Source organism: Streptomyces sp. NPDC014907, assembly GCF_055562975.1.
On sequence record NZ_JBVHEG010000005.1, the window covers coordinates 185,829 to 209,138 of the forward strand.

Consider the following 23,310-nt stretch of genomic DNA (forward strand, 5'->3'; position numbering starts at 1 on the left):
TGCTCTCTCCATGAACCAGGCGGGAGACCGGCGCCACGAAAGACTTTCGGATGCGCCCGGCCCGAACGGCGTGCCTGGTGAACCGGGACACTGGCACGGCTCTCGCGGCCGGGACAAGAAGGGGAAACCCCTCGGTTACGAAAACCTTTCGCGAACCGGCGGCGGCGTTCGGCGCGCCGGTCCGGGAGCGCGGGACACCGCCGGGAGGGGGAGGTTCCGCCGTCTCCGGAGCGGGGTGGGGGGACGGGGCCGGCCGGGGCGGCACCGGGGTCCGGTGTCGCCCCGGCCGGGTGGCGCGGTGCGGTTCAGGAGGAGAAGTGGCGGTTCAGGAGGGGAAGTGGCGGGCGAGGAAGTCGTTGCGGAAGACGCCCTCGGGGTCGTCGGCCGCCATCAGCTCCGCGAAACGGTCGTAGTGGGGGTAGAGGCCGCGCAGGGTGCCGGGCTCCGTGGTGAAGAGCTTGCCCCAGTGCGGCCGGGCGGCGAAGGGGGCCAGGGCGCGCTCGATCGCTCCGAGCGCCCTCGTCACGGGTCCGGGCTCGGGGAGCCAGGTGAAGTGGAAGGCCACCGAGGCGCGCCGGTGGGCGGGGCTGAGCCAGAGGTCGTCCCCGGCCACGCTGCGGATCTCCCCGATCCTCAGGTGGGGGGCGAAGTCCTCGCGCACGGCGTGCAGCGCGTCGAACGCGGCGACGGCGTCCTCGCGGGCGACGAAGTACTCCGACTGCAGTTCGTCGCCGCTGCTCGGGGTGTGTTCCAGCCGGAAGTGCGGCAGCAGGAGGTGGGACGGGCCCGGCAGGCCGTCCTGCGGGGTGCAGGAGCCGGCGGGCATCCCGGGAACGGGGTGGCGCGGCCCGTCGGCCCGTACGGCGCCGAGCCACCGGCCGGGCCAGGTCGCCGGCCCGTTGTCCTCCACGCGCCGCTTGAGCCAGACCTGGTCGATCGGGCCGCCCCGCCAGCGGGTGAAGAGGCTGACGCTGTAGGCGGCGGACATCACCTCCTCGAAGTCGTGCCGGAGGGCGGCCGGGGGCAGCCCCTCGTAGACCCGTTGCCGCAGGTCGAAGGCGGGCACCAGGTCCAGCGTCAGGGCGGTGACGACGCCGAGGGCGCCGAGGGCGACGACGGACCCGCCGAAGCGCTCCTCGCCCCGTTCGGTCCTCGCCCGTTCGCCGGTGGCCGAGACGTACTCGACCGCCCGGACGGCCGAGGAGAGGGTGCCGTTGCCGTCCCCCGATCCGTGCGTGCCGGTCGCGCAGGCGCCGGCGATCGAGAGGTGCGGCAGGGAGCCGAGGTTGTGCAGGGCGAACCCGGCCTCGTGGAGGGGGCCGGTGATCTCGCCGAAGCGGGTCCCCGCGCTCACGGTGACGGTGCCGGCCCCCGGGTCGATGTCGAGGACGCGGGGAAGGCGCGCCGTCGAGACCAGGGTCCCGGAGGTGTCGGCGATCGCGTTGAACGAGTGGCCGGTGCCCAGGGCGCGTACGGCCCGGGACCCGGCCACCAGTTCCTGGAGTTCCGCGACCGAGGCGGGGGCTTCGAGGCGGCGCGCGCCGAAGGTGATGTTCCCGGCCCAGTTGGTGAGGGGGTGTCTCATGTCCGTCCTCGTCGTTCCGGAGGGTCCCGTCGCGGCGGCCGGGGCGGACCGGCCCGGCCGCCGTGACGAGGGGGCCCGGCCTGTGGCGGCGGGCCGTGGGCGGCCGCCGGCGCCCGGGGGCGCCGGCGGGTGGTGCGGGGGCGGGCCGCCGTCGCGCCCGGTCAGCCGCTCACTCCCAGCAGGTGCTCCATGGCCAGCTGGTCGAGGCGTTCGAAGGCCATGGAGCGGGCGGCGGCGGCGTCCACGTCGAAGTCCTCGTAGGCCGTGCGGTCGGCGAGGAGGCTCCGCAGGCCGTCCCCGGCCGTGGGCAGGGCCAGTTCGTCCAGGCGGGAGGCGCGCAGGGCCTCCTGGACCAGCGGGTCGGCGCGGAAGGCCGCCGCCCGCTCCTTGAGGATCAGGTAGTTGCGCATGCAGCCCTCGGCGGAGGCCCAGACCCCGTCGAAGCCCTCGGTGCGCGGGGGCTTGAAGTCGAAGTGGCGGGGGCCCGTGTAGCCGGCGCTCTCCAGGAGGTCGACGAGCCAGAAGGCGGCGCGCAGGTCGCCGGCGCCGAAGCGCAGGTCCTGGTCGTACTTGATGCCGGACTGGCCGTTGAGGTCGATGTGGAAGAGCTTGCCGGCCCACAGGGCCTGGGCGATGCCGTGCGAGAAGTTGAGGCCGGCCATCTGCTCGTGGCCGACCTCGGGGTTCACGCCCACGAGTTCGGGGCGTTCCAGCCGCTCGATGAAGGCCAGGGCGTGGCCGATCGTGGGCAGCAGGATGTCGCCGCGCGGCTCGTTGGGCTTGGGCTCGATCGCGAAGCGGAGGTCGTAGCCCTGTTCGGTGACGTACTCGCCGAGCAGGTCGAAGGCCTCCTTCATGCGGTCCAGCGCCACCCGCACGTCCTTGGCCGCGCCGGACTCGGCGCCCTCCCGGCCGCCCCAGGCGACGTAGACCCCGGCGCCGAGCTCGGCGGCGAGGTCGATGTTGCGGAGGGTCTTGCGCAGGGCGAAGCGGCGCACGTCCCGGTCGTTGGCGGTGAAGGCGCCGTCCTTGAAGACCGGGTGGGTGAAGAGGTTGGTGGTGGCCATCGGCACGGTCAGGCCGGTGGCGTCCAGGGCCTCGCGGAAGCGCTTGACGTGTGCCTCGCGCTCGCTGTCGGAGGAGCCGAAGGGGATCAGGTCGTCGTCGTGGAACGTCACGCCGGAGGCGCCCAGGTCGGCCAGGCGCCGCACCGTCTCGACCGGGTCCAGGGCGGCGCGGGTGGCGCTCCCGAAGGGGTCCCCGCCCTGCCAGCCGACGGTCCACAGACCGAACGTGAACCTGTCCTCGGGGGTGGGCCGGTAGTTCATGCCACAGCTCCTTGTTCATGCGCGCGACTATTTCGTCATGGCACTTTACAAATTAGTATGCCGACGCACGGGTGGGAAGAGCCCAGGGGATGCGGTGTTCCCGGCCCCGCCGAGAGGGAGATCGTGATGTCAGTGACCGAGGGTCCGTTCGTCATCGGCGTGGACACGTCCACGCAGTCCACCAAGGCGCTGGTCGTCGACGTGCCCACCGGCAGGGTCGTCGCCGGTGGCCGGGCACCGCACACGGTCTCCTCGGGAGCGGGACGGGAGAGCGACCCCCGGGAGTGGTGGCGGGCGCTGTGCGAGGCGCTGCGGCAGTGCGGCGCGGACGCGCGCAGGGCCGCCGCGCTGTCGGTCGGCGGACAGCAGCACGGCCTGGTCACCCTGGACGCGCACGGCGAACCGGTGCGCCCCGCGCTGCTGTGGAACGACCTGCGGTCCGCGCCCCAGGCCCGCCGGCTGACCGGAGGACCGGGGGGCGCGGAGTTCTGGGCCGGACGCACCGGCAGCGTGCCCACGGCCTCCTTCACGGTGACGAAGTGGGCCTGGCTCGCCGAGCACGAGCCGGACGCGGCGCGCGCGACCGCGGCGGTGCGCCTGCCCCACGACTACCTGACCGAACGGCTGACCGGCCGGGGCACCACCGACCGCGGCGACGCGTCCGGCACCGGCTGGTGGGCCTCGGCGACGGAGGCCTACGACGAGGAGATCCTCGGACGCGTGGGCCTGGACCCGGCGCTGCTGCCGCGCGTGGTGCGGCCCGGCGAGGTGGTCGGCACCGTGCGCGACCACCCCGATCTGCCGCTCGCCGAGGGGGTCCTGGTCGCGCCGGGCACCGGCGACAACGCGGCCGCCGCACTGGGCCTCGGACTGCGCCCCGGCACCCCGGTGATGAGCCTGGGCACCTCGGGCACGGTCTACGCGGTCTCCTCCCGCCGTCCCGCCGACCCGACCGGGACCGTGGCCGGCTTCGCCGACGCGCGGGGCGACTGGCTGCCGCTGGCCTGCACGCTCAACTGCACCCTGGCCGTCGACCGGGTCGCCGCGCTCCTGGGCCTGGACCGCGAGGCCGTCGAACCCGCCGGGGACGTGACCCTGCTGCCCTACCTGGACGGCGAGCGCACCCCGAACCTGCCGGGCGCCTCCGGCCTCCTGCTCGGCCTGCGCCACGACACCACCGCCGGGCAGCTGCTGCAGGCCGCCTACGACGGCGCCGTCCACGCCCTGCTCACCGCGCTCGAACGGGTCCTGGACGAGGACGCGGACCCCTCGGCGCCGCTGCTGCTGATCGGCGGCGGCGCCCGCGGCGCCGCCTGGCAGCGGACGGTACGGCGGCTGTCGGGACGCCCGGTCCAGATCCCGCGCGCCGAGGAGTTGGTGGCGCTCGGCGCCGCGGCGCAGGCGGCGGGTCTGCTCACCGGGGAGGACCCGGCCGGGGTCGCCCGGCGCTGGGGCACCGCGCGCGGCCCCGTGCTCGACGCCGTGGCCCGGGACGAGGAGACGCTGGGCCGGATCTCCGGGGTACTCTCCGACGCGGCGCCCCTGCTGGAGCGGGGCGCGCCGGCCGGATGACACCGGCCGGGGACCGAACCTCCGGGAGGAGCGCACTGTTGCACGAGGCCCGTCCCGCGCCCCCCGGCCGCGCGCTGCCCGACACCCAGCAGGGCATGCGCCGGCGCAACCTGGCGCGGGTGATGCACACGGTCAGCGCCGAGGGCCCGCTCTCCCGCGCCGCGGTCGCCTCCCGCATCGGGCTGACCCGGGCGGCGGTGTCGACCCTCGTCGACGAACTCATGGGCACCGGGCTGCTGCGGGAGCTGGGGCCCGAGCGGCCGGGCCGGGCCGGACGGGGCCGGCCCGGGTCCGCCCTCGCCGTCAGCGACCGGGGTCCCGCCGGGGTCGGCGCCGAGATCGGCGTCGACCACCTGGCGGTCTGCGTGATGGACCTGCGGGGCGAGGTGCGCGCCCGGGTCGAGCGGCACGCCCCCAACCGGGGCCGCTCCCCCGGGGCGGTCGCCGGGGAGCTGACCGAACTCGTCCGGGAGGTCGCCGCCCGGGCCGGGGGCGAGGGACTGCGGCCGGCGGGGCTCGCCGTGGCGGTGCCCGGCCCGGTGGCACCGGACGGGCGCACCGTCGTCCACGCCCCGAACCTGGGCTGGCACGACGCCGACCTCGGTCCCCTGCTGCCCGGGGACCTCCTCCCGGTCGTGGACAACGAGGCCAACTTCGGCGGTCTGGCCGAGCTGTGGCTGGGCACGGACACGCCCCGGAACTTCCTGCACGTCTCCGCCGAGATCGGCATCGGCGCGGCGGTGGTCGTGGACGGGCACCTGCTGCGCGGTGCGCGCGGTTTCGCGGGCGAGCTGGGGCACGTGCCGGTGCGCCCGGACGGTCCGGCCTGCGGCTGCGGAGGCCGCGGCTGCCTGGAGCAGTACGCCGGCGAGAAGGCGATGCTGCGGGCGGCCGGCCTGGAACCGGACGCCCGGCGCGCGGGCCTGCTCGCCGAACGGGCCGCCGCCGGCGACCCGGCGGTGCGGCGGGCCCTGGAGGAGGCCGGCGAGGCGCTGGGCATCGCGCTGACCGGGGCGGTCAACCTGCTCGATCCCGAGGCCGTCGTCCTGGGCGGCGCGCTGGCCGGCCTCGCCCCCTGGCTGCTGCCGTCCCTGCGGGAGGAGCTGGAGGGGCGGACGGCCGGGCGGGCCTGCCCGGTGTCGGTGTCCCGGCTGGGCTCGCGGGGCCCCCTGCTGGGAGCGACGCACTCGGTGGTACGGGCCCTCCTGGACGACCCGGCGCGGGCGACCGGACACGTCTGAGGCACCCGCCGGGTCCCCGCGCGAAGTCCGTCACGGCCCCGAAGACGGCCCGGCGGGGCCTGTTCCGGCGGCGGGGGTGCCGACCCCACGGCGAGCGTCCCGTTCCCACGGCTGGCGTTCCGTCCCCGTGGTGAAGGGACCGGGGCCCGCGACGGAAGGGACCGGGACCCGTGCGACCCGGTCCGGCAGGCCGTTCCCGCCCGGCTCCGGCGGAACGGGGCGACGGAAGCGGCGACGGCCGGGCGGTCTCGCCGCCCCCGTCCGGAAGCGACGGGGTCCGCACCCTGCGCCGGCCGCGCGGACGGGCCGGAACGCCGACGGGGCGGCGTTCCGGCGTGGTGCCGGTGGACGCCGCCCCGGGCGGGACGAGGTGCGGGGGTCTCCCCCGGGCCCGCACCGCCCGCGCGGGCGCGCCCGTGGGGTGCTCCTCCGGAAGCCGCGGGTCAGAGGCTGCGGGCGGTGACGTCGCCGTAGGTGGTGGTCGCGTGGATGTCCAGGGTGGTGGTGCCGTCGTTCCTCAGGTCGTTGCCGACGCGGCCGTGGCCGGTGCCGGCGTCCAGGGAGGCGGAGACCCCGCGGGCCGCGCCGACCGAGATGTCGCCCTTCTCGGTGCGGAGCGTGACCGTGCCGCCTACGGCTTCGGCGATCCGGATGTCGCCCCGCCGGGTGGTGATCCGCGCGGAGCCGTCCAGGCGGCCGACCTCGATGTCGCCGTCCTGGGCGGTGAGGCGGACGCTCGCGGCCTCGTCGATCTTGATCTGCTGGTACGCGCCGTCGAAGGCGACGTCGCCGAGGCGTCCGACGCCCCGGAACGCGGTGGCGGCCGCCTTCCCCTCGATCCGGGAGCCGGCGGGCAGCCGGACGGTGACCTCGACGGAGCCGGAGGAACCGAGGGACCGGCTCTTCTCCGGCACCTCGATCCGCAGGACGCCGTCGGCGTACTCGACCGAGGTCTGCTCGGCGGCCCTGACGTCGCGGTCCTTGGAGGCGTTCGCGGGCAGGACCTCGACCACGGTGTCGGTCCGGTCGGCGGCGATGATCTGGACGCGTCCCGCGGGGATGCCGAGGACGGCGGCGATCGGGGCGGGGGTGTCGAACTTCTGCATGGTGTTCTCCTGGCCGTTCGCGGTTTCTGACACCGGAAAAGCTACGTTGCGTTCGCGGGTACGGCAATGGACTGATCGCGGCAGAACCAAGTAGTAGCAGCTCAAAGCCGCGAAATCATTGCAACGGTCTCCCATGTAATGCAACGTCAGCTTGTGGAAGCATTGCAATGGACTGACCGCGAACGCTAGGGTGGCGGCTCGGGAAGAACACGAAGGAGGCCGTGGTGCCGGGAGGCAGGCTCACCCAGAAGGACCGCCAGCGGATCGCGCTGGGGCTGGCCGACGGCCTCGCCTACGCGGAGATCGCCAGGAGCCTCGACCGTCCGACCTCGACGGTCACGCGCGAGGTCATGCGCAACGGCGGCCCCGCCGGGTACCGGGCGGACCTGGCCCATCGCGCCACGGAGCAGCGGGCACGACGGCGCGGGCCCGCCCCCTCCCGGAGGACGGAGCCGGACCCCCAGCCCTACGGACGGGACGCCGAAGCCGTCCGCGCGTACGAGGAGTCGTTCACCACCGTCATGACGCAGTCGGGCCTGCCCAGGATGATGGCCCGGGTGATGGTCGCCCTCCTCCTGTCCGACACCGGCAGCATGACGGCGGCCGAACTCGCCCGGCGCCTCCAGGTCAGCCCGGCGACCGTCTCCAAGTCGATCGCCTTCCTGGAGAGCCAGTCGCTCGTCCGCAGGGAGCGCGACGAAGGCCGCCGCGAGCGATACGTCGTCGACGCCGACCTCTGGTACCAGTCGACGATCGACAGCGTCCGGTCCCTCGTCCAGCAGGTCGAGGTGGCACGGGAGGGCGTGGACGTCCTCGGCCCCGGCACTCCGGCCGCCGTCCGCCTGGAGAACGTCGCCCGCTTCCTCGACTTCGTCGCCGAGAGCCTCGCCCGCGCCACGGAACAGGCCCGCGAGATCCTCTACGCGACCCCCGGAACCGTCCCGGACGACACCGCCGGACCGTGACGCCGGCACGTGGGCGGGCCGCCGGGAGACACCGGCTCCTCCGGGGGACGGCACGTTCCGCCGGGGAACGGCGAGCGGCCCGGTGGCGGTGTGCCACCGGGCCGCTCGCCGGACCGCGCCCGCGTATCCACGTCCCGCGGTCCCCCGCCGCCCGTTCGCCCGGGAAGCGGCGGGCGGCGGTGGACGCCTCAGAGGTCGTTGTCGATGCCGGTGACGGCCGGCGGGCCGAGCGGGGCACCGGACTCCGCGATCCCCGCCGCCCGCAGCGCGTCCGAGACGAGCCGCGTGGCGTCCAGTTCGGCCTCGTACCGGTCCGCCGCCTCGACTTCGAGGCGCACCGAGAAGGTGCCGTCCTCGTTCAGGGTGAGGAGGTCCAGGCCCTCGCTCTCGCTCACGTCGGTGTGCCGGGGTGCCAGTTTCCGTTCCAGGGCCGACCGCTCGGAGTCGGTGATCCCGGAGACGAACGTCCCCGGAACGGTGATGACGAAGGTGGTCATGGTGAATCCTTCCGTGGGACGGAGACCGGGCGCCTCTCCGGCCCGGGGATCAGGCGTTCGCGTGGCGGGGAGCGCTCACCCGGCGCGGCGCGGCGTGATGAGCGGGGCCCCCGGAGGCGGTCCGGAGGCGGCGCAGCCACAGGGAGACCGTGCCGAGCAGACCGGCGAAGACGGCCAGCAGGAGCGCGGAGATCCACATCTGCCGGGTTCCGGGATGCGTCCATCCCGTCCAGGCCGCGGCGGCCGCCCACAGCAGGACACCCGCGGCGTAGAAGGCGCGGACCCGGCGCAGCTGCCGGGCCGCCCGCACGGACATGAGGTTGTCGGTCTTCGGTGCCATGCGGACCCGTGTACCCCGATCGGCGCGATCCACCGGGGTTCCGCCGGGTGTTTCCGCACCCGGTCCCCCGGCGGCCGCGACCGCCTCCGCGGCGCTCACCCGGTCACCGCGTCACGCCGTCCCCGGTGGTCCGCCAGGACCTCGGCGGCCCTGTTCCGGTAGGCGCGGAAACGGCGCAGGTACGACCGCGCCATGGGGCCGGGCGGGACGCCCCGGGCGAAGGCCCGCATGTTGTGCTCGCCCGTGTTGTAGCCGAGGGCGAGCAGTTCGTCGCGGGTGTAGCGGCGCACGTGCCGCTCCGGAAGGTTCCGGTCGAGGTCCTTCAGGTGCAGGGCGGCCGCGTGGATGGCGAAGGCCGGGTCGTCACGGAGGTCCTGCCACCGTTCCGACAGCCCGTGCTCCCGCCGGACCTGTTCGAACGCCGAGCGGTGCATGTTGGCCAGGCCGAAGGAGGCGCCGGGCTTCCACCACTGCCACAACCGCTCCAGCAGCGGGTGGTGCGGTTTGTACGCCTCGTTGTGGAGCACGGTCATCACGAGCAGGGGCGAGACCCCGGCCTCCTCGGCACTGTGCACCACGGACGGGGCGTAGTCGGCCGGATCGTAGTCGCCGGGACGCAGCGGCGGCGTCCGCACGTCACCGCCCTCCGCCTGCCGGGACTGTCGCTTCGACGCCGTCGGTCGGTCGGCCATCCTCACCCGTTTCTCCCTGCTGCTCACCGCCCGCGCGAGCGGGCCGTTCTCGTCCTGGGGAGCGCGTGCCCGTGCGGACCGGTCTCAATCCGGTCCGGCCGTCACGCCCCCGGAGGTCCGGTCCCCCGGCGGCGGGGCCGGACGGAGGACACCGGGACCGGATGGGTCCCGCGATGCGGGGAAAGGGTTCCGCGAAACGTTCCCGACGCACCAGGTGCAGAAGTGGAGACCGGCGATGGCCACTACGGTGGGCGAGGCCCCGGCCGACGTCGCACGGCCGGAGGACATCCGGCTGCCGGGCGTCCTGCTCGGAGTGGGGGTGGGCGGGTTCGCCGACGGCATCCTGCTCCACCAGCTGCTGCGGTGGCACCACATGCTCAGCAGCACCGATCAGGACCGCGTCGGCGTGAAGTACTACGACCCCCGCACCGTGTCCGGCCTGGAGATGAACACCGTCTGGGACGGCGTCTTCCACACGGTGTGCTGGCTCGCGGTGCTCCTGGGGCTCGCCGTCCTGTACGCGCGCGTCACCCACGGCCGGCGGCGGGTGTGGGCCTCCCGGGTGCTCTGGGGCTGGGTGCTCGTCGGCTGGGGGCTGTTCAACCTCGTCGAGGGCGTGCTCGACCACCACCTCCTCGGCATCCACCACGTCCGCGCCGGGGACGGTCAGCTCTGGTGGGACCTCGCCTTCCTCGCCCTGGGCGTCCTGCTGGTCGCCGGCGGTTGGCTGTGGCAGCGCGGCGGCCGGGCCCTCGGTCCCGGCGCCCCCTCCGCCCCGCACGAGGGCCGGCGCGCCTGATGGACCACGACCTGTCCGGGCACGGGCACGCCGGGGGCGGGGGCGTCCCGGGGGCGCTGCCGCCCGCCCTCGTCCTGCTGACCGCCGCCGTCGCCTACGTGCTGCTGGCCCGCCGGGCACGGCACCGCAATCCGGTCCTGGGCTGGAGCCCGTGGCGGACGGCGAGCTTCCTGACGGGCGCCGCCCTGCTCGGCGTCGCGCTGCTGCCGCCCGTGGCCCCCTTCGCGCACGGGGACTTCCGGGGGCACATGCTCCAGCACATGCTCATCGGCATGTACGCGCCGCTCGCGCTCGTCCTCGCCGCCCCCGTCACCCTCCTGCTGCGCACGCTGCCTCCGGCGCGGGCACGGCGGCTGAGCGCCGTGCTGCACGGTGCGCCCGTCAGGGCGGTCACCCGTCCCGCGGTCGCGTTCGCCCTGTCCACGGGCAGCCTGGTCCCGCTCTACTTCACCCCCCTCTACGACGTGGCCTCGGGGAACCCGGCGGCGCACTGGCTGCTGCACGCCCACTTCCTGCTGTCCGGCTGCCTGTTCGCCCATGTCGTCGCCGGACCGGACCCCTCCCCCTCCCGGCCGGGCGTGCGCGTACGCCTGGTCTGGCTCGGTGTCGCGATCGCGACGCACGCGGTGGTCTCCCAGCTCCTGTACGGCGGTTTCGGCACCCACGTCCACGCGCCCGCCGACCAGGTCCGGGGCGGCGCGGAGATCATGTACTACGGGGGCGACATCGCCGAACTCCTCCTGGCCGCGGCCCTGGTCACGACCTGGCGCCCCGACCGCCGGCGCGCGGCGGGCCGTCGTGCCGCCGCCCCGCCGGTGACGTCCGCCCGGCGGCCGGACGGGGTGCCCTCCGGCGGAACACGCGTGTGATCGGATGGGAGCCATGAACATTCGGACCTTGTACCTGTTCAGCAGCGCTGCCCAGCCCGTCTTCGACGTCGCCCGGGTCATCGAGGAGGCACAGGCCGACGGCTGGGACGTGTGCCTGGGGCTGACGCCGAGGGCCGCCCACTGGCTCACCGGTTCCCTCGACGGCCTGGCCGCGCTCACCGGGCACCCCGTGCGCTGGGACCACCGGCTTCCCGGCGAGCCGGACGTGTGGCCGGAGCCGGACGCGATACTCGTGGCACCGGCCACGTTCAACACGGTCAACCGGTGGGCCCTGGGCATCACGGACACGTGGCTCGTCGGAGTGGTCGCCGAGGGCATCGGGAAGGGCGTGCCCATGGCGGTGATGCCGTGCGTGAACTCCGCGCACGTCGCGCACCCGCAGTTCGAGCGGTCGGTCGAGACCCTTCGCGGTGCCGGGGTGCGGGTCCTGCACGGCGAGGGAGGGTTCGTCCCCCACCCGCCGGGCGCGGGCGATCCCGGGGCCTATCCGTGGCGGGCGGCGCTCGACGCCGTCGCCGACGTCCTCCACCCCGTGCCCTGACGAACGGAGGGGGCGGGCCGGATGCTCCCGGCCCGCCCCCGGATGCTCCCGGCCCGCCCCCGGCGGCACCCGCCCGCCGGCCGCGCCGGCGGCGGCGCGGGTCCGTGCGGTCGGAGCAGGTCCGCCTCGACGCCCCGGTCGCGGAGCCCGGAGAGCTGTTCGTCGGTCGCGGCGAACAGCGTCATCCCGGTGAGGTTCGGGAAGAGCGCGACGTCGCGGAAGTCGGTGATGTCGAAGGTGTCGTCCTCGCCGCTCCACCGCGGGCAGATCGCCATGGAGACCTCGTCGCCGCCGTCCTGGTGGAGGGAGGTGACGGCGGCGGCGAGACCGGCCGGGGCCGGTGCCTTCTCCGGCTCACCCGGCGCGGGCCTCGTCGAGGTCCGCCGCGAGGGTGAAGGACGCGTCCGCCCCCGTGATCCGCAACAGCCGGGAGACCTGGCCGGACAGGGGACCGGCGAGGACGACCGGTACCCGCCGGCGCAGGAGGAGCAGGCAGTTCAGGCCGGAGGAGTCGGCGAAGGTCACCCCGCTCACGTCCACGACCAGGCGCTCGACGCCGGGAGCGGCCGCGACCGCCTCCCCCGCCCGCCGCAGGTCGGCGGCGGTGTCGAAGTCGAGTTCCCCGGCGCAGTGGATCACCCGCACCGGGCCCTCGGCCGGATCGGTCAGCACCTGCATGGAACCAGCCACCTTCGTCGTCGGGTTCGTCCCCGCATTCGATCACGCGGGCTTCCCGGCGTCGTCGTCGCCCCGTCCCCGGGCCCGGACGGGCGGGGCCGGGGACGGCGCCGGGGCTCCCCGGCGGGTCAGGCGGTGAACACCGCCCGGTGGGCGTCGAGGGTGCGCAGGTCCTCCAGGAGGACGTCGTGGTCGGGGTTCCACAGCAGTACGGCGGCGCTGAAGTCCCTGATGTCGCGGGGGGCCTCCGTGGTCTGGCCCGTCTCCACGTTCCACCGCCAGTGGTGGTCGCTGCGCAGCCCGGCGGTGCGGAGGTCCACGACGGTGCCGGAGCGATGGGGGAAGTACGCCCAGGCCGCGTGCAGCCCCGTGGCCTCCGGGGCGAGGGGGCGTTCCCCGCGCTGCAGCCGGAAGTGGGACTCCTCGATGTCCACGCCCCAGGCGATGCGGTGGGTGGAGGGCACGAGCGCCGCCGGGGCGCGGGAGGCGATCTCCAGGAAGACGAGTTCGCCGTCCCCCCGGCGGAAGACCTCGTGGTGGAAGACGCCGTCGCGCGGCTTGTCGGGGAACGCGTCGAGGACCCGCCGGTTGAACTCCTTGAGGGCCCCGGTCTCCGGCAGCTCGTCGGGGAGGGTCCAGGAGGCGCAGAGACGGCCCTTCAGGTAGTCGTAGCAGGGGTGGAGGTACCGGTTGGCCTTGGCGTGGAGGATCTTCCCGTCCTGGACGGTGGTGTCCACGTGGAAGAGGTCCCCGTCGAGGTACTCGTCCATCTCGAAGCGCCGTTCGCCCGCCTCCCGGGCCCAGGCGTGCAGGGCGGGGGCGTCGTGGAGGACGGCGGTGCCGACGCTGCCGGACTCGTCGAGCGGCTTCACGAACACCGGCCAGCCGATGTCGTCGCCCAGCCCGGCGGCGTACCCTTCGGGGTCGCGGTGGTAGTCGGCGGCGGACCACTCCCGGTGCTTCGGCAGCCGTACGCCCGAGTCCGCCAGGGCGGCCTTCATCACCAGTTTGTCGACGAACGGGGCCACCTGCTCCGGGCGGTCGCCCGGGACTCCGGCCAGGAGGCGCGCCTCGGCCACGGCGCCGAGCGCGTACTCGTCGTGGCAGAGCAGGCGTACGCCGTCGCGGTCGTCCGGGGGCAGGGCGTCGCGCACCGCCGTCACGCACCGCGCGATGCCCCCGGGGCCGAAGTCCTCGTGGACGATCACGCGGTCGAAGGCGTCCGCGCGGTTGCGCTCGAGGAGCTTGCGGTGCTGCGCCGGGCTGGTGACCAGGACGGTGCGGCGGTGGGGGCGGGACAGGACGGCGGGGTCGATGCGGAAGGAGGCGACGTTCTGTACGACGATGTCCGTCAGCATGTCAGCTCCCGTCCGGGCGGCGGTTCCGGGTCCGCGCGGTTCCGGGTCCTTCCGTCCCGGCCCGTGCGGTGGGTGCGGCCGGGCGGGGCGCTCCCACGGGCGGCCGGTCCTGGTGCGTCGTCACGCGCTGCATGGCGTTCCTCTCTGAAGCTGCCACTGTCGGCGCCCGGTCGGATGACCGGTGGCGCGCGCGTCATGCGCGCCGGGACGCTTCCTCAAGTGGCCGTGCCGGAAGTGGAAGCGGGGGGGGCCGCCGTCGCGTCCCGGTCCGTGGCGTTCCCGGCGTGTGCTTCGCCGCCGCCGGGCCGGGGCGTGCCAGAGTGCCACGCATGCTGCAAGTCTGTCTCAACGGAACGCGCCGGCCCGACGAAGGCCCCGGAGTGGGTTTCACCGCCGGGGAGTTGGCGGCCGAGGCGCGTCGGGCGGTCGACGCGGGGGCCGAGGACGTCCATCTGCACCCCCGGGACGGGCGGGGGCGGGACACGCTGGACCCGGTGGTGGTCCACGACGTGCTCCAGGCCGTCCGCGAGGCCGTCGGGCCCCGGGTTCCCGTCGGGGTGACCACGGGGGCGTGGATCGAGGGCGACGCCTCCCGCCGGGCCCGGCTCGTCGAGTCCTGGACGACCCTGCCCGACCACGCGTCGGTCAACTGGCACGAGGACGGGGCCGGTCTGGTCGCGCGGGCGCTGGCGGAACGCGGTGTCGGCATCGAGGCCGGGCTCTTCTCCGGTACCGACGGGCCGCGCGCCTTCCTCGCGTCCCCGTTCGCCGGCCGGGTCCTGCGCGTGCTGGCCGAGGTCACCGGCACGCCCGCCGGCCGGGCGGCGGAGACGGCCCGGGAGATGGTCCGGCGCCTGTCGGCGGCGACCTCGGCGCCGATCCTCCTGCACGGTGACGACGCGGCGGCGTGGCCCGTCCTGGAGACCGCCGCCGAGCTGGGTCTGGACACCCGCGTCGGCCTGGAGGACACGCTGTTCCTTCCGGACGGTTCGCCGGCCGGGGGCAACGCGCCGCTCGTGGAGGCCGCTCTGGGCGTCCTGCGGCGCAGCGGGGCCCGTTCCGCGCGCTGAGGGGACGCACGTGGCCGGGCCGGCCGGTGTCCTGGACACCGGCCGGCCCGGCCACGTCGTGCGGAGGTCAGCCGCGGCGCCGGTCGATCCGGGCGACGAACCGCTTCCGGTCGACGAGGGCCCGGGTGTGGCGCCCGCGCAGGACGACGGCCTCGGAGTCCCGGGCCTCGACGTCGAAGACGAGTTCGCGGCCGTCGACGCGGATCAGGGTGGCCGAGACGGTGACCTCGTCCCCGACGGGCGTGGGCGCGAGGTGGCCCGAGTCGTGCGCGAGGCCCACGGTCATGTCGCCCTCGCCGAGGGCCGGTTCGACGACCTTCATGGCGGCGATCTCGCTCAGCCACAGCAGGACCGGGGTGGCGAGCACCGGCAGGTCGTTGCCCCAGTGGGTGGCGGAGTCCTCGTCGGTGACGGTGTGCGTGACGCGGGCGCTCGTGCCCACCAGGGAGGACGGGTCGGCCGTGGTGTGCGTCGTGGAGGGGGTCATGTCGTCGCCTTCGCTGTCGCAGGGGTGGGGTCGGGGTTCTCGCCGGCGCGTTCCGCGAGGTGGCGCAGGTGCCGGCGGGCGGTGTCGGTGAGCGGGACGAACCAGGCGTCGCGCGGGTGCGTCCGCGCGCCGCGGCGCCGTTTGACGGCGTCCGAGCCGACGGACAGGTCGATGTGGCGGACGCCGTGGGCGTAGGCCCACCGGATGGGTTCGTGCAGGGCGGCGCCGAAGTAGACGGCGCCGCCGTCGCCGGCTCGCGGGTCGAAGCCCGCCTGGCGGACGTGGAGCCGGGGCCCGTGGCGGACGAGGGAGACGAACCCGATGTCGGCGCCGTCGCGGCGGGCCCGTACGAGCAGGGCGTCGTCCCCCAGGTGGTCGAGGTAGGCGCGGTGGAGGGCCACGGCCTCCTCCCGGGCGTACGCGTGGCCGTACTTGTCGTAGAGGCCCAGTTCCAGGGGGACGATGCGGTCGATGTCGGACTCCCGCAGCGGGGAGACGGTGAAGTCGACGCCGGACGCGTCGAGCCGGCGCAGGTCGGCCTTCTCCTTGGCGCGCTGCTTGCGGGGCAGCGAGGCCAGCCAGTCCGGCCACCCGTCGCCGGGCAGGCCGAGGATGTTGGCGCCGTGGGAGGGGAACCTGACGCCCCGGTGGGCGCGGAAGGCGGCGACGAGGTCGGCGTCCCCGGGCGAGCAGTACAGGGCGGCCAGGCAGGCGGCGCCGCGGGCGGCGGCCTGTTCGGCGGCGGCCTCCAGGAGCCGGGTCAGGACCGCGGCGCGCTGCCGGACGGAACCGCCGGTGCAGAACTTGCTGCGTCCGGGACGGCGTCCGCCGATGGTGAAGGCGGGCAGCAGGGCCTCGTGGCCCTCGCCGGTCCCCGTCGCGCCGGCCAGGAAGAGGTCGGGGCGGGCGAAGGGCCAGGGGTTGCTGGTGCGGTCGAAGCCGTACGCGGGCGCGAAGGCGGTCGCGTCCCCGGTGCGCGCCCAGGTGTGGAAGGAGGCGCCGGGGTGGGCCTGTTCCTCGACGCGGAGCCAGCGCGGGCCGCAGTACAGATGGGGGCAGTGGCGCACCAGGGGGTGGTCGAGCGTCCGGGGGGTGAGGACCGCGTCGACGTGCGTCCCGCCGGAGCGGACGGGGGGTCGGGTCGTGACGTTCACTCTGTCTCCGTGACTTCAGTGGGGGCCGGAGTCCTGCGGGGGGTAGCGGCGATCATCGGGACCGCCGCCGCGAGCACGAGGCAGCCGGCCACGAGGAGCACCGGGCGGGAGCCGAAGTGGCTGCCGACGACACCGGCGAGGGCCGATCCCAGGGGCAGGCAGCCGAAGGCGATCAGGCGGTAGGCCGAGGTGACCCGGCCGAGCATCTCCTGCGGGACGGTGCGCTGGCGGTACGAGACGGTCACCACGTTGATCAGGACGAGCAGGCCGGTGCAGCCCAGTCCGGCGCCCAGCGAGGCCGTCGTGAGCAGCAGTCCCGGCAGGAGGAAGCCCACGGCCATGCCGGCCAGTCCCAGCGCCGTGCACGGGCGCGCGCCCAGCCGGGCGGTGGCCGTGCCGGACAGCAGTCCGACGGCGAGCCCGCTGACGCCGGCGATCATCAGCAGGGTTCCGTAGGCGGAGGGGCTCAGGCCGAGGGGGCCGGGCCGGAGGGCGAGGACGGGCAGGGCCGCGTAGACCGCGGCCCAGGCCAGGTTCAGCACGCCCACGCCCAGGGCGTAGACGAGGAGGGTGCGGTGGCCGACGAGGAAGGCGAGCCCGGCGCGGATGTCGCGCAGGACGCCGGTGCGGCCGGACGCCGCGGCCCGCGCGGTCCGGTCGTCCGGGGCCGGGAGGGCGAGGAGGGCCAGCACGGTGGCGAGGTAGAGGACGGCGGTGGCGCCGAAGGCGAGGGCGGCGGTCAGGCCGAGGAGCAGGCCGCCGACCGGCGGGCCGGCCATCTGGTTGGTGGTGATCTCGGCGGCCTGGAGGCGCGCGTTGGCGCGTTCGAGCTGGGAGGAGTCGACCAGTCCGGGGGTGGTGGTGTGGAACGCGGTGTCGAAGACGGTCTCGCCGATGCCGAGGAGGAACGCGGCGGCGGCGAGCAGGGGGATGCTCCCCTCCCCCAGGGCCAGCAGCAGGGCGACGGTGCCGAGGACGAGGACGCGCGCGGTGTTGACGAGGCGCATCAGGCGTCGTTCGTCGTACCGGTCGACGAGCAGGCCGGAGAACAGGGCGAAGAGCAGCCACGGGAGGCGGGACATGGCGGCCACCAGGGCGACGCCGCCGGAACCGCCGCCCAGGTGGACGGCGGTGGCCGGCAGGGCGACCTGGTAGATGCCGTCGGCCAGGTTCGATCCCGCGCACGCGTTCCACAGCCAGAGGAAGGGGCGCCCCAGGGACGTCCGCGAGGGGACGGCGGGGTCGGTTGATGTCGCGGTCATCGGCTCCTCGTTCCGGGTGCGTGCGCGGGTCGTCCGCGCGGATCGGTTCAGTCCGTGCGGTGGGCCAGCATCTGGTTCAGGATGTTCTTGCGCTGCATCTCGCTGGTGCCCCCGGCGATCAGGGTGCCCAGCGCGTCCTGGACGATGCGCGACAGGGGGCCGCGCATGTATCCGGCGTGGCCGTGCAGCCGCATGAGGTCCTGGGCGGCCTCGACCAGGCCCTCGGAGCCCACGAGTTTGGCGACGGAGCAGCGCAGGGACGCCTCGGGGTCCCCGGCGACGAGCGCGTCGATGCCGGCCAGGGCGGTGGCGCGGGCGACCTCGACGGTGACGCGGATGTCGGTGACGCGGCCCTGGACGTACTGGTGGTCGAGGATGGGCACGCCGAACGCCTCGCGGCGGCGGGCGAAGTCGACGGTCCTGTCGAGCTGGGGCTCCAGGAACGCCGCGATGACGAGTCCGTACAGGGCGCGGTCGAAGCTGATGACGTCGTACAGGGTGCGCAGGCCGTCGCCCGGTTCGCCCAGGACGGCGTCCGGGTGCAGCAGGACGTCGCGCAGGTGGAGGGCGCCGGTCGGGCTGGTCCGCAGGCCGAGGAGTTGTTCGGCCGGGCCGCGGCGGACGCCGGGGCTGTGCAGGTTGACCAGGAAGAGGGTGATGTCCCGGCGGCCCAGGTCGGGGACGCGGCCGAGGACGAGGGCCCGGTCGGCGACGGGGGCGTTGGTGATGTGGTCCTTCGTGCCGGTGAGGCGCCAGCCGTCGGGGGTCCGTTCGCCGACGGTCCGGGTGCGGGCGACGTCCGATCCGCCGTGCGGTTCGGTCAGGGCGGTGGCTCCGACCGCCCCCTTCATGAGCGGGGGCAGCACGGTCCGGTGGTGGTGGGCGTTGCCGTGTTCCACCAGCGCCCGCAGGAGGCCGGCGTGGGCGATGAGCGACAGGGTGAAGCCCAGGTCGTCGCCGCCCCGGGCGATGTCGGCGATGCGCTCGGCGAGGTCGCGCCAGGTTCCCCCGGTGCCGCCGAGGTGCTCGGGGACGCCGACGCGCCACAGGCCCAGGTCGGCGAGGCGCTGCCAGGACAGGCGGTCGAGGACCTCGGCCTCGTAGGCCGTGTCGGCCCGGGGCGCGATGTGGGTGCGGGCGAAGTCGGTGAAGACGGACGCTCCGGAGGGCGTCCGCGCCGGGGCGGCGTGGTCCGGGGAGGTGGTCGGGCCGGCGGGGGCCGTGGTGGGAGCGGTCATGTGAGGGTCTCCAGGGTGTGGGTCAGTACCAGCGCAGGACGAGGGCGCCGGCGGTCATGCCGCCGCCGACCGCCGCGAGCACCACGACGTCGCCGCGGCGCGGCGTGCCCGTGGCGCGTGCTTCGTCGAGGGTGATGGGGACCGAGGCGGCCGCGGTGTTGCCGTAGCGGTCGACGGTCATCGGGATGCGGTCGAGCGGGACGCCGGCCCGGGTGGCGCATTCTTCGATGAGCCGGGCGTTGGCCTGGTGGGTGATGAGGGCGTCCACGTCGCCGACGTCGAGGCCGGCGGCGGCGAGGGCGCCCTTGACCACGCGGGGTACGGCCTGGGTGGCGAAGTCCCACACCCGGCGTCCGTCCATGTGGAAGTAGTGGCGCCGTTCCTCGACGGTCCGGCGGCTCGTGGGTTCGCGGGTCCCCCCGGCCGGGATGCCGACCACGTCGAGCCGGGTGCTGTCGGCCATCAGGTCGCAGCCGAGGATGCCGTAGCCGTCGGGGACGTGGCCCAGGACGGCGGCGCCGGCGCCGTCGCCGAAGAAGACGCAGGTGCCGCGGTCCTCGTAGTCCAGGATGCGGCTGTACGCCTCGCAGCCGACCACCATGACGCGGCGGTACTGCGGGAAGGCGCCCATGAGTCCGGCGGCGGTGGCGGTGGCGTAGACGAAGCCGCTGCACACGGCGCCGACGTCGAAGGCCGGGACCTGGGTCAGGCCCAGTTTGGCGTGGACGTTGCAGGCGGTGGAGGGCTGGATCTGGTCGGGCGAGCTGGTGGCCACCACCAGCGCGTCGAGCTGGTCGGGGGCGAGGCCGCCGTCGTCGAGGGCGGCCAGGGCGGCGCGGTGCCCCAGGTCGGAGGTGTGCTGTCCGGGGTCGGCCCGGCGCCGCTGCCGGATGCCGGTGCGGGAGGTGACCCAGGCGTCGGAGGTCGGGACCACCCGGGCGAGGTCGTCGTTGGTGACGACGTGGTCGGGCAGGTACGAGCCGGTGGCGAGGATGCCGATGGCCATCGGGCTGCTCCTTGCGGTCAGGCCGTTCGTCGGCCGAGCGAGTCGAGCACGTCGTGGTGGGCCGCGGTGAAGCGTTCCATCAGGTCGTCGATCTGGTCGGGCGTGATGATCAGCGGGGGCGCGAAGACGACGGTGTCGCCCATGGCCCGCAGGAGCAGTCCGCGCTCCTTGGCCGCGCGCAGGACGGCCTGTCCGATCCGGCCGGGCTCATGGCCCCCCTGGGACGGGTCGAACTCGACGCCGCCCAGCAGGCCGTGGTGGCGCACGTCGCGGACGAGTTCGGCGCCGCGGAACTTCTCCAGCGCGCGTTCCAGGTGCGGGGCGACGTCGCGGACGTGGCCGGGGATGTCGCGTTCCCGCAGGATGGCGAGGGTCTCGCGGGCGACGGCCGCCGCCACGGGGTGCCCCGAGTAGGTGAAGCCGTGGCCGAAGGTGCCGATCCGCCGGCTGCCCTCGGCCAGGACGGCGCTGACCTTCTCGCTCACCAGCGTGGCCGAGATGGGCAGGTAGGACGAGGACAGTCCCTTGGCGGTGGTGATGATGTCGGGGGTGAGCCCGAACTCGGTGGTGGCGAACATCGATCCGGTGCGGCCGTAACCGGTGATGACCTCGTCCGCGATGAAGAGGATGCCGTGGCGGTCGAGGACCTCCTGGAGGCGGGCGAAGTATCCGGCGGGCGGGATGATGAGGCCGCCGGCGCCGAGGATCGGTTCGGAGATGAACGCGGCGACGGTCTCGGGCCCGACCTCGTACAGCAGGTTCTCGAAGTCCTGGACGAGCCAGTCGACCTGTTCGGCCTCGCTCATTCCGCGCGAGGCGGGGTGCAGCGGGCTGGGGCAGTGCGCCGAGGGGAAGTCCTCGGTGGCGAACTGGAAGCCGTGGTGGATGTGCGGCAGTCCGGTGGCCGATCCGGCGGCCAGGGTGGTGCCGTGGTAGCCGCAGCTGTGGGAGATCACCTTGCGGCGCTCCGGCCGTCCCTGGGCCCCGTGGTAGTAGCGGGCGAACTTGATGGCGCTGTCGTTGGCGTCCGAGCCGGAGTTGCCGAAGAAGACCCGGCCCATGGGGATCGGGGCGATCTCGGCGATGTCGGCGGCCAGGGCGAGGGCGACGTCGTTGGTCCGGTGGTTGAACGATCCGTAGAAGGGGAGCCTGTTCATCTGCTCGGTGGCGGCGCGCACCAGGCGGGGTTCGCTGTAGCCGAGGGTCACGCTCCACAGGCCGGCCACGCCGTCGACGAACCAGTCGCCGGCTTCGTCGCGGACGCTGATGCCGGAGCCCTCGGTGATCACGTGCGGGGGCGTGTCGGCGTGGAGGGGGCTGTGGGGTTCGAGCAGGAAGGTGGGCGTTTCGGGCATGGGGTCTGCTTCCTTGTGCGGGGAGGGGGTCATCGGCCGCCGCCCACTTCGAGGACGGTTCCCGTGATGTAGGAGGCGGCCGGGGAGAGGAGGAAGACCACGGCTCCCGCGACTTCCTCCGGTGTGCCGATGCGGCCGAGGGGGACGGTCGCCCGGAGCCGGTCGGGCCGGTCGGGGACGCCGTTGGCCCGGTGCAGTCCGGTGTCGATCAGTCCGGGGGCGACGGCGTTGACGCGGACGTCGTCGGCCGCCGCCTCCTGTGCGGTGCCCCAGGTGTGGACGTTGACCGCGGCCTTGAGGGCGGCGTAGTGCACCCATTCGTGGCCGCCGCCGGTACGGGCCCCGGTGGAGGAGATGTTGACGATGCTCCCTCCGGTGCCGCCGCGGCTGCGGGCCATGCTGCGCAGGCCCCGGCGCGTGCACAGCGCGACGCTGCGCAGGACGGCGCGGTAGGCGGTGTCGAGCTGGGCGATGTCGAGGTCCACGACCCGGGCCAGGCCTCCGGTGACGCCGGCGTTGTTGACCACGGCGGTGAGCGGGCCGAGTTCCGCCTCGGCCGTCGCGAAGAGGCGTTCCACCTCGTCCTCCTCGGCCACGTCGGCCCTGACCGCCATGGCCTCGACGCCCGCCCGCCGCAGGTCGTCCACGACCCGGGCCGCGCCCGCGGAACTGGTCCGGTAGTTGACGCACACCGGCCGGCCCAGTTCCGCGGCGCGACGGGCGACGGCGGCCCCGATGCCCTGTCCTGCGCCCGTGATGACGATCATGTGGTTCAGCCGTTGACCACGCCGTAGCGGTCGCCGAGGAAGAACTCCTCGAACGCCCTGCGGGTGTGGACGTTGTGGGTCTTCAGGAGCCAGCGCTGCTTGAGTCCCTCGATGTCGTGGACGGCGTGCACCTCCCGGCCGTGGATGACGTGCCGGTTGGAGAAGGTGACCGAGTCGCCGGGCTTGGAGACCCGCATCTGCTTGCGGGCGTGCAGCGCCCCGATGAAACGGTTCAGCACCTGCTGGGCCTCGTCGTCCAGGCCCCGGGTGCGGTCCTCGAAGACCCGGGCGCCCTCCTCGCCGTTGACGACCGCGTGGTTCTCGGCGCGCCGGTCGTGGAGGATGTTGCCCTCGCGGGTGGAGACGTCGTCGAAGGGCGTGTGGAACCTGGGCTGGGCGAGGACCTCCCGGTCGGAGTCGCTCAGTTGCTCCAGGGCGTGCAGGGTGACCGTGAAGGTGGAGTACACCTCGTTGGTCGGGGTGTCCCGGAGGGTGAGGGTGTTGACGAAGTCGGGGCTGACGAAGTGGTTGGCGAAGTCCCGGTGGAACTTGAGCGTTCCCAGCGTCTTCTGCGACTGGGTGTCGAACATGGACTCCTTGGGGTAGATGTCGTGGAAGAAGTCGCCCCCGTTGACGCTGAGGTGCCCGATGATCTCGGTGCCGGTCAGGACCGCGTAGGCGGCCAGGAAGCCCTCGGCGACGAAGGTCTTCTTCAGCCGGTACTTCTCGTGCACGGGATCCGCCGACCCGAAGAGGGGCAGGTCCGGGTCGATGGGGGCGTTGCCGATGACGACCAGCGGTTCCTTGGAGAAGTCCCGCAGCATCGACCCCTCGCAGAAGTCGGTGAAGCGGGAACCGAGCCGGCGGTCCCTGCGGAGTCCGGACACGTCGGCCATGTAGGTCTCGAAGTCGCTGTACGGGCTGGTGGCGAGGTCCAGCAGGACCGCGCGCAGCGCGTCGCGCTCGGCGTCGGTGAAGACGAAGTCGTAGTCGATCTGCTGCATGGTGCGTTCCTCCGTCGGAAGGTGCTCGTGCCGGGGGCACGGGGGACGAACGGTGGGAGGGGCCCGGTGGCCGCGGTCGGCGGCGGGGCGTCAGGCCCGGGGCCGGGGACCGTGCCGGAGTCCGGCGCCGGGTGCCGGGGCGAGCGGCCGGGCACCGGGTGCGCGGAGCCGGGCGGCGCGTGCGCCCCGGCCCCCGCACGGCGGGAGGAGGTCCCAGATGTTGCCTTCTCCGCCGGTGGTGGCGGCCGGTGGCCGCCGGTCCGCGCGGCAGGCCGTACGGAAGGTTCCCCCCGTGGGCGTCGGTGCGGCTCCCGCGGTCTCCCGTAGGCGTTTCATCCAGCTTCCCTTTCTGGTGTCACGGGTCGGGCAAGCCAA

23 protein-coding genes and 1 pseudogene are annotated in these 23,310 nt (G+C 74.5%); 7 read left to right on the plus strand and 17 right to left on the minus strand.

The window, feature by feature from the left end:
• Positions 1-325: 325 nt before the first annotated feature.
• Both ACZ3IL_RS16005 and xylA read right to left on the minus strand, forming a co-directional pair.
• A complete protein-coding gene (locus ACZ3IL_RS16005) occupies positions 326-1,585 on the minus strand; it encodes an FAD-binding protein (RefSeq protein WP_467390732.1) in 1,260 nt (419 codons plus the stop codon).
• Positions 1,586-1,746: 161 nt separating this feature from the next.
• The gene (gene xylA / locus ACZ3IL_RS16010) at positions 1,747-2,913 is read right to left on the minus strand and encodes a xylose isomerase (RefSeq protein ID WP_467390734.1); all 1,167 of its coding nucleotides are present in this window, start codon (positions 2,911-2,913) and stop codon (positions 1,747-1,749) included.
• Between the two features lie 126 nt (positions 2,914-3,039).
• Here xylA and xylB point away from each other — a divergent pair, with 126 nt between their 5' ends.
• Positions 3,040-4,485 carry a xylulokinase gene (gene xylB, locus ACZ3IL_RS16015; protein ID WP_467390736.1) on the plus strand — a complete coding sequence of 482 codons (1,446 nt, stop codon included), beginning with the start codon at positions 3,040-3,042 and terminating at the stop codon, positions 4,483-4,485.
• Positions 4,482-5,726: an ROK family protein gene (locus ACZ3IL_RS16020; RefSeq protein WP_467390738.1), complete on the plus strand. Its 1,245-nt coding sequence runs from the start codon at positions 4,482-4,484 to the stop codon at positions 5,724-5,726. The genes xylB and ACZ3IL_RS16020 overlap by 4 nt, the downstream gene beginning before the upstream one ends.
• Before the next feature lie 443 nt (positions 5,727-6,169).
• Here ACZ3IL_RS16020 and ACZ3IL_RS16025 read toward each other — a convergent pair whose 3' ends face one another.
• Positions 6,170-6,832: a DUF4097 family beta strand repeat-containing protein gene (locus ACZ3IL_RS16025; protein ID WP_467391336.1), complete on the minus strand. Its 663-nt coding sequence runs from the start codon at positions 6,830-6,832 to the stop codon at positions 6,170-6,172.
• A 224-nt stretch (positions 6,833-7,056) separates the two neighbouring features.
• Here ACZ3IL_RS16025 and ACZ3IL_RS16030 point away from each other — a divergent pair, with 224 nt between their 5' ends.
• Positions 7,057-7,797 carry a GbsR/MarR family transcriptional regulator gene (locus tag ACZ3IL_RS16030; RefSeq protein ID WP_467390740.1) on the plus strand — a complete coding sequence of 247 codons (741 nt, stop codon included), beginning with the start codon at positions 7,057-7,059 and terminating at the stop codon, positions 7,795-7,797.
• 188 nt (positions 7,798-7,985) lie between these two features.
• Here the strand turns inward: ACZ3IL_RS16030 and ACZ3IL_RS16035 are convergent, their stop codons facing one another.
• From ACZ3IL_RS16035 to ACZ3IL_RS16045, 3 genes are all read right to left on the minus strand, one after another.
• Positions 7,986-8,294: a hypothetical protein gene (locus ACZ3IL_RS16035; RefSeq protein ID WP_467390742.1), complete on the minus strand. Its 309-nt coding sequence runs from the start codon at positions 8,292-8,294 to the stop codon at positions 7,986-7,988.
• Positions 8,295-8,343: 49 nt separating this feature from the next.
• A complete protein-coding gene (locus ACZ3IL_RS16040) occupies positions 8,344-8,634 on the minus strand; it encodes a hypothetical protein (RefSeq protein WP_467390744.1) in 291 nt (96 codons plus the stop codon).
• Between the two features lie 95 nt (positions 8,635-8,729).
• On the minus strand, positions 8,730-9,326 hold the full coding sequence (locus tag ACZ3IL_RS16045) for a lysozyme family protein (protein ID WP_467390746.1): 597 nt from the start codon (positions 9,324-9,326) through the stop codon (positions 8,730-8,732).
• 235 nt (positions 9,327-9,561) lie between these two features.
• Here ACZ3IL_RS16045 and ACZ3IL_RS16050 point away from each other — a divergent pair, with 235 nt between their 5' ends.
• Genes ACZ3IL_RS16050 through ACZ3IL_RS16060 form a run of 3 tightly spaced genes read left to right on the plus strand, consistent with a single transcriptional unit; the run spans position 9,562 to position 11,556 of the window.
• Complete coding sequence (locus ACZ3IL_RS16050) at positions 9,562-10,125, plus strand: DUF2243 domain-containing protein (protein ID WP_467390748.1); 564 nt, start codon at positions 9,562-9,564, stop codon at positions 10,123-10,125.
• Positions 10,125-10,994, plus strand: a complete 870-nt coding sequence (locus ACZ3IL_RS16055; RefSeq protein ID WP_467390750.1) for a cytochrome c oxidase assembly protein — start codon at positions 10,125-10,127, stop codon at positions 10,992-10,994. The genes ACZ3IL_RS16050 and ACZ3IL_RS16055 overlap by 1 nt, the downstream gene beginning before the upstream one ends.
• A 13-nt stretch (positions 10,995-11,007) precedes the next feature.
• On the plus strand, positions 11,008-11,556 hold the full coding sequence (locus ACZ3IL_RS16060) for a flavoprotein (RefSeq protein ID WP_467390752.1): 549 nt from the start codon (positions 11,008-11,010) through the stop codon (positions 11,554-11,556).
• Here ACZ3IL_RS16060 and ACZ3IL_RS16065 read toward each other — a convergent pair.
• The 3 genes and pseudogenes from ACZ3IL_RS16065 to ACZ3IL_RS16075 form a co-directional block, all read right to left on the minus strand.
• A pseudogene (locus ACZ3IL_RS16065) lies at positions 11,499-11,888 on the minus strand (DUF6892 domain-containing protein); the annotation flags it as partial. The gene ACZ3IL_RS16060 and the pseudogene ACZ3IL_RS16065 sit on opposite strands and share 58 nt — an antisense overlap.
• Positions 11,889-11,910: 22 nt before the next feature.
• On the minus strand, positions 11,911-12,234 hold the full coding sequence (locus tag ACZ3IL_RS16070) for an STAS domain-containing protein (RefSeq protein WP_467390754.1): 324 nt from the start codon (positions 12,232-12,234) through the stop codon (positions 11,911-11,913).
• Between the two features lie 128 nt (positions 12,235-12,362).
• Positions 12,363-13,592: an ATP-grasp domain-containing protein gene (locus ACZ3IL_RS16075; RefSeq protein WP_467390756.1), complete on the minus strand. Its 1,230-nt coding sequence runs from the start codon at positions 13,590-13,592 to the stop codon at positions 12,363-12,365.
• Positions 13,593-13,921: 329 nt separating this feature from the next.
• On the opposite strand from ACZ3IL_RS16075, the gene ACZ3IL_RS16080 reads away from it, so the two are divergent.
• Complete coding sequence (locus ACZ3IL_RS16080; protein ID WP_467390758.1) at positions 13,922-14,662, plus strand: 3-keto-5-aminohexanoate cleavage protein; 741 nt, start codon at positions 13,922-13,924, stop codon at positions 14,660-14,662.
• 67 nt (positions 14,663-14,729) lie between these two features.
• Here ACZ3IL_RS16080 and ACZ3IL_RS16085 read toward each other — a convergent pair whose 3' ends face one another.
• The 8 genes from ACZ3IL_RS16085 to ACZ3IL_RS16120 are packed head-to-tail and all read right to left on the minus strand — an operon-like array spanning position 14,730 to position 22,935.
• Entirely contained in the window at positions 14,730-15,149 is a 420-nt protein-coding gene (locus ACZ3IL_RS16085) for a thioesterase family protein (RefSeq protein ID WP_467390760.1), read from the minus strand.
• Positions 15,146-16,303, minus strand: coding sequence for a GNAT family N-acetyltransferase (locus tag ACZ3IL_RS16090; RefSeq protein ID WP_467390762.1), 1,158 nt, complete (start codon positions 16,301-16,303; stop codon positions 15,146-15,148). The genes ACZ3IL_RS16085 and ACZ3IL_RS16090 overlap by 4 nt, the downstream gene beginning before the upstream one ends.
• A complete protein-coding gene (locus tag ACZ3IL_RS16095) occupies positions 16,300-17,565 on the minus strand; it encodes an MFS transporter (protein ID WP_467390764.1) in 1,266 nt (421 codons plus the stop codon). Before ACZ3IL_RS16095 ends, ACZ3IL_RS16090 begins: the two co-directional genes overlap by 4 nt.
• Positions 17,566-17,612: 47 nt before the next feature.
• Positions 17,613-18,803, minus strand: a complete 1,191-nt coding sequence (locus tag ACZ3IL_RS16100; RefSeq protein WP_467390766.1) for an acyl-CoA dehydrogenase family protein — start codon at positions 18,801-18,803, stop codon at positions 17,613-17,615.
• Positions 18,804-18,825: 22 nt separating this feature from the next.
• A complete protein-coding gene (locus tag ACZ3IL_RS16105) occupies positions 18,826-19,809 on the minus strand; it encodes a 3-oxoacyl-ACP synthase III family protein (protein WP_467390768.1) in 984 nt (327 codons plus the stop codon).
• Positions 19,810-19,826: 17 nt separating this feature from the next.
• The gene (locus ACZ3IL_RS16110) at positions 19,827-21,164 is read right to left on the minus strand and encodes an aminotransferase (RefSeq protein WP_467390770.1); all 1,338 of its coding nucleotides are present in this window, start codon (positions 21,162-21,164) and stop codon (positions 19,827-19,829) included.
• A 29-nt stretch (positions 21,165-21,193) separates the two neighbouring features.
• The gene (locus tag ACZ3IL_RS16115) at positions 21,194-21,931 is read right to left on the minus strand and encodes an SDR family oxidoreductase (RefSeq protein ID WP_467390773.1); all 738 of its coding nucleotides are present in this window, start codon (positions 21,929-21,931) and stop codon (positions 21,194-21,196) included.
• Between the two features lie 5 nt (positions 21,932-21,936).
• Entirely contained in the window at positions 21,937-22,935 is a 999-nt protein-coding gene (locus ACZ3IL_RS16120) for a Fe(II)-2OG oxygenase family protein (protein WP_467390775.1), read from the minus strand.
• Positions 22,936-23,310: the final 375 nt, after the last annotated feature.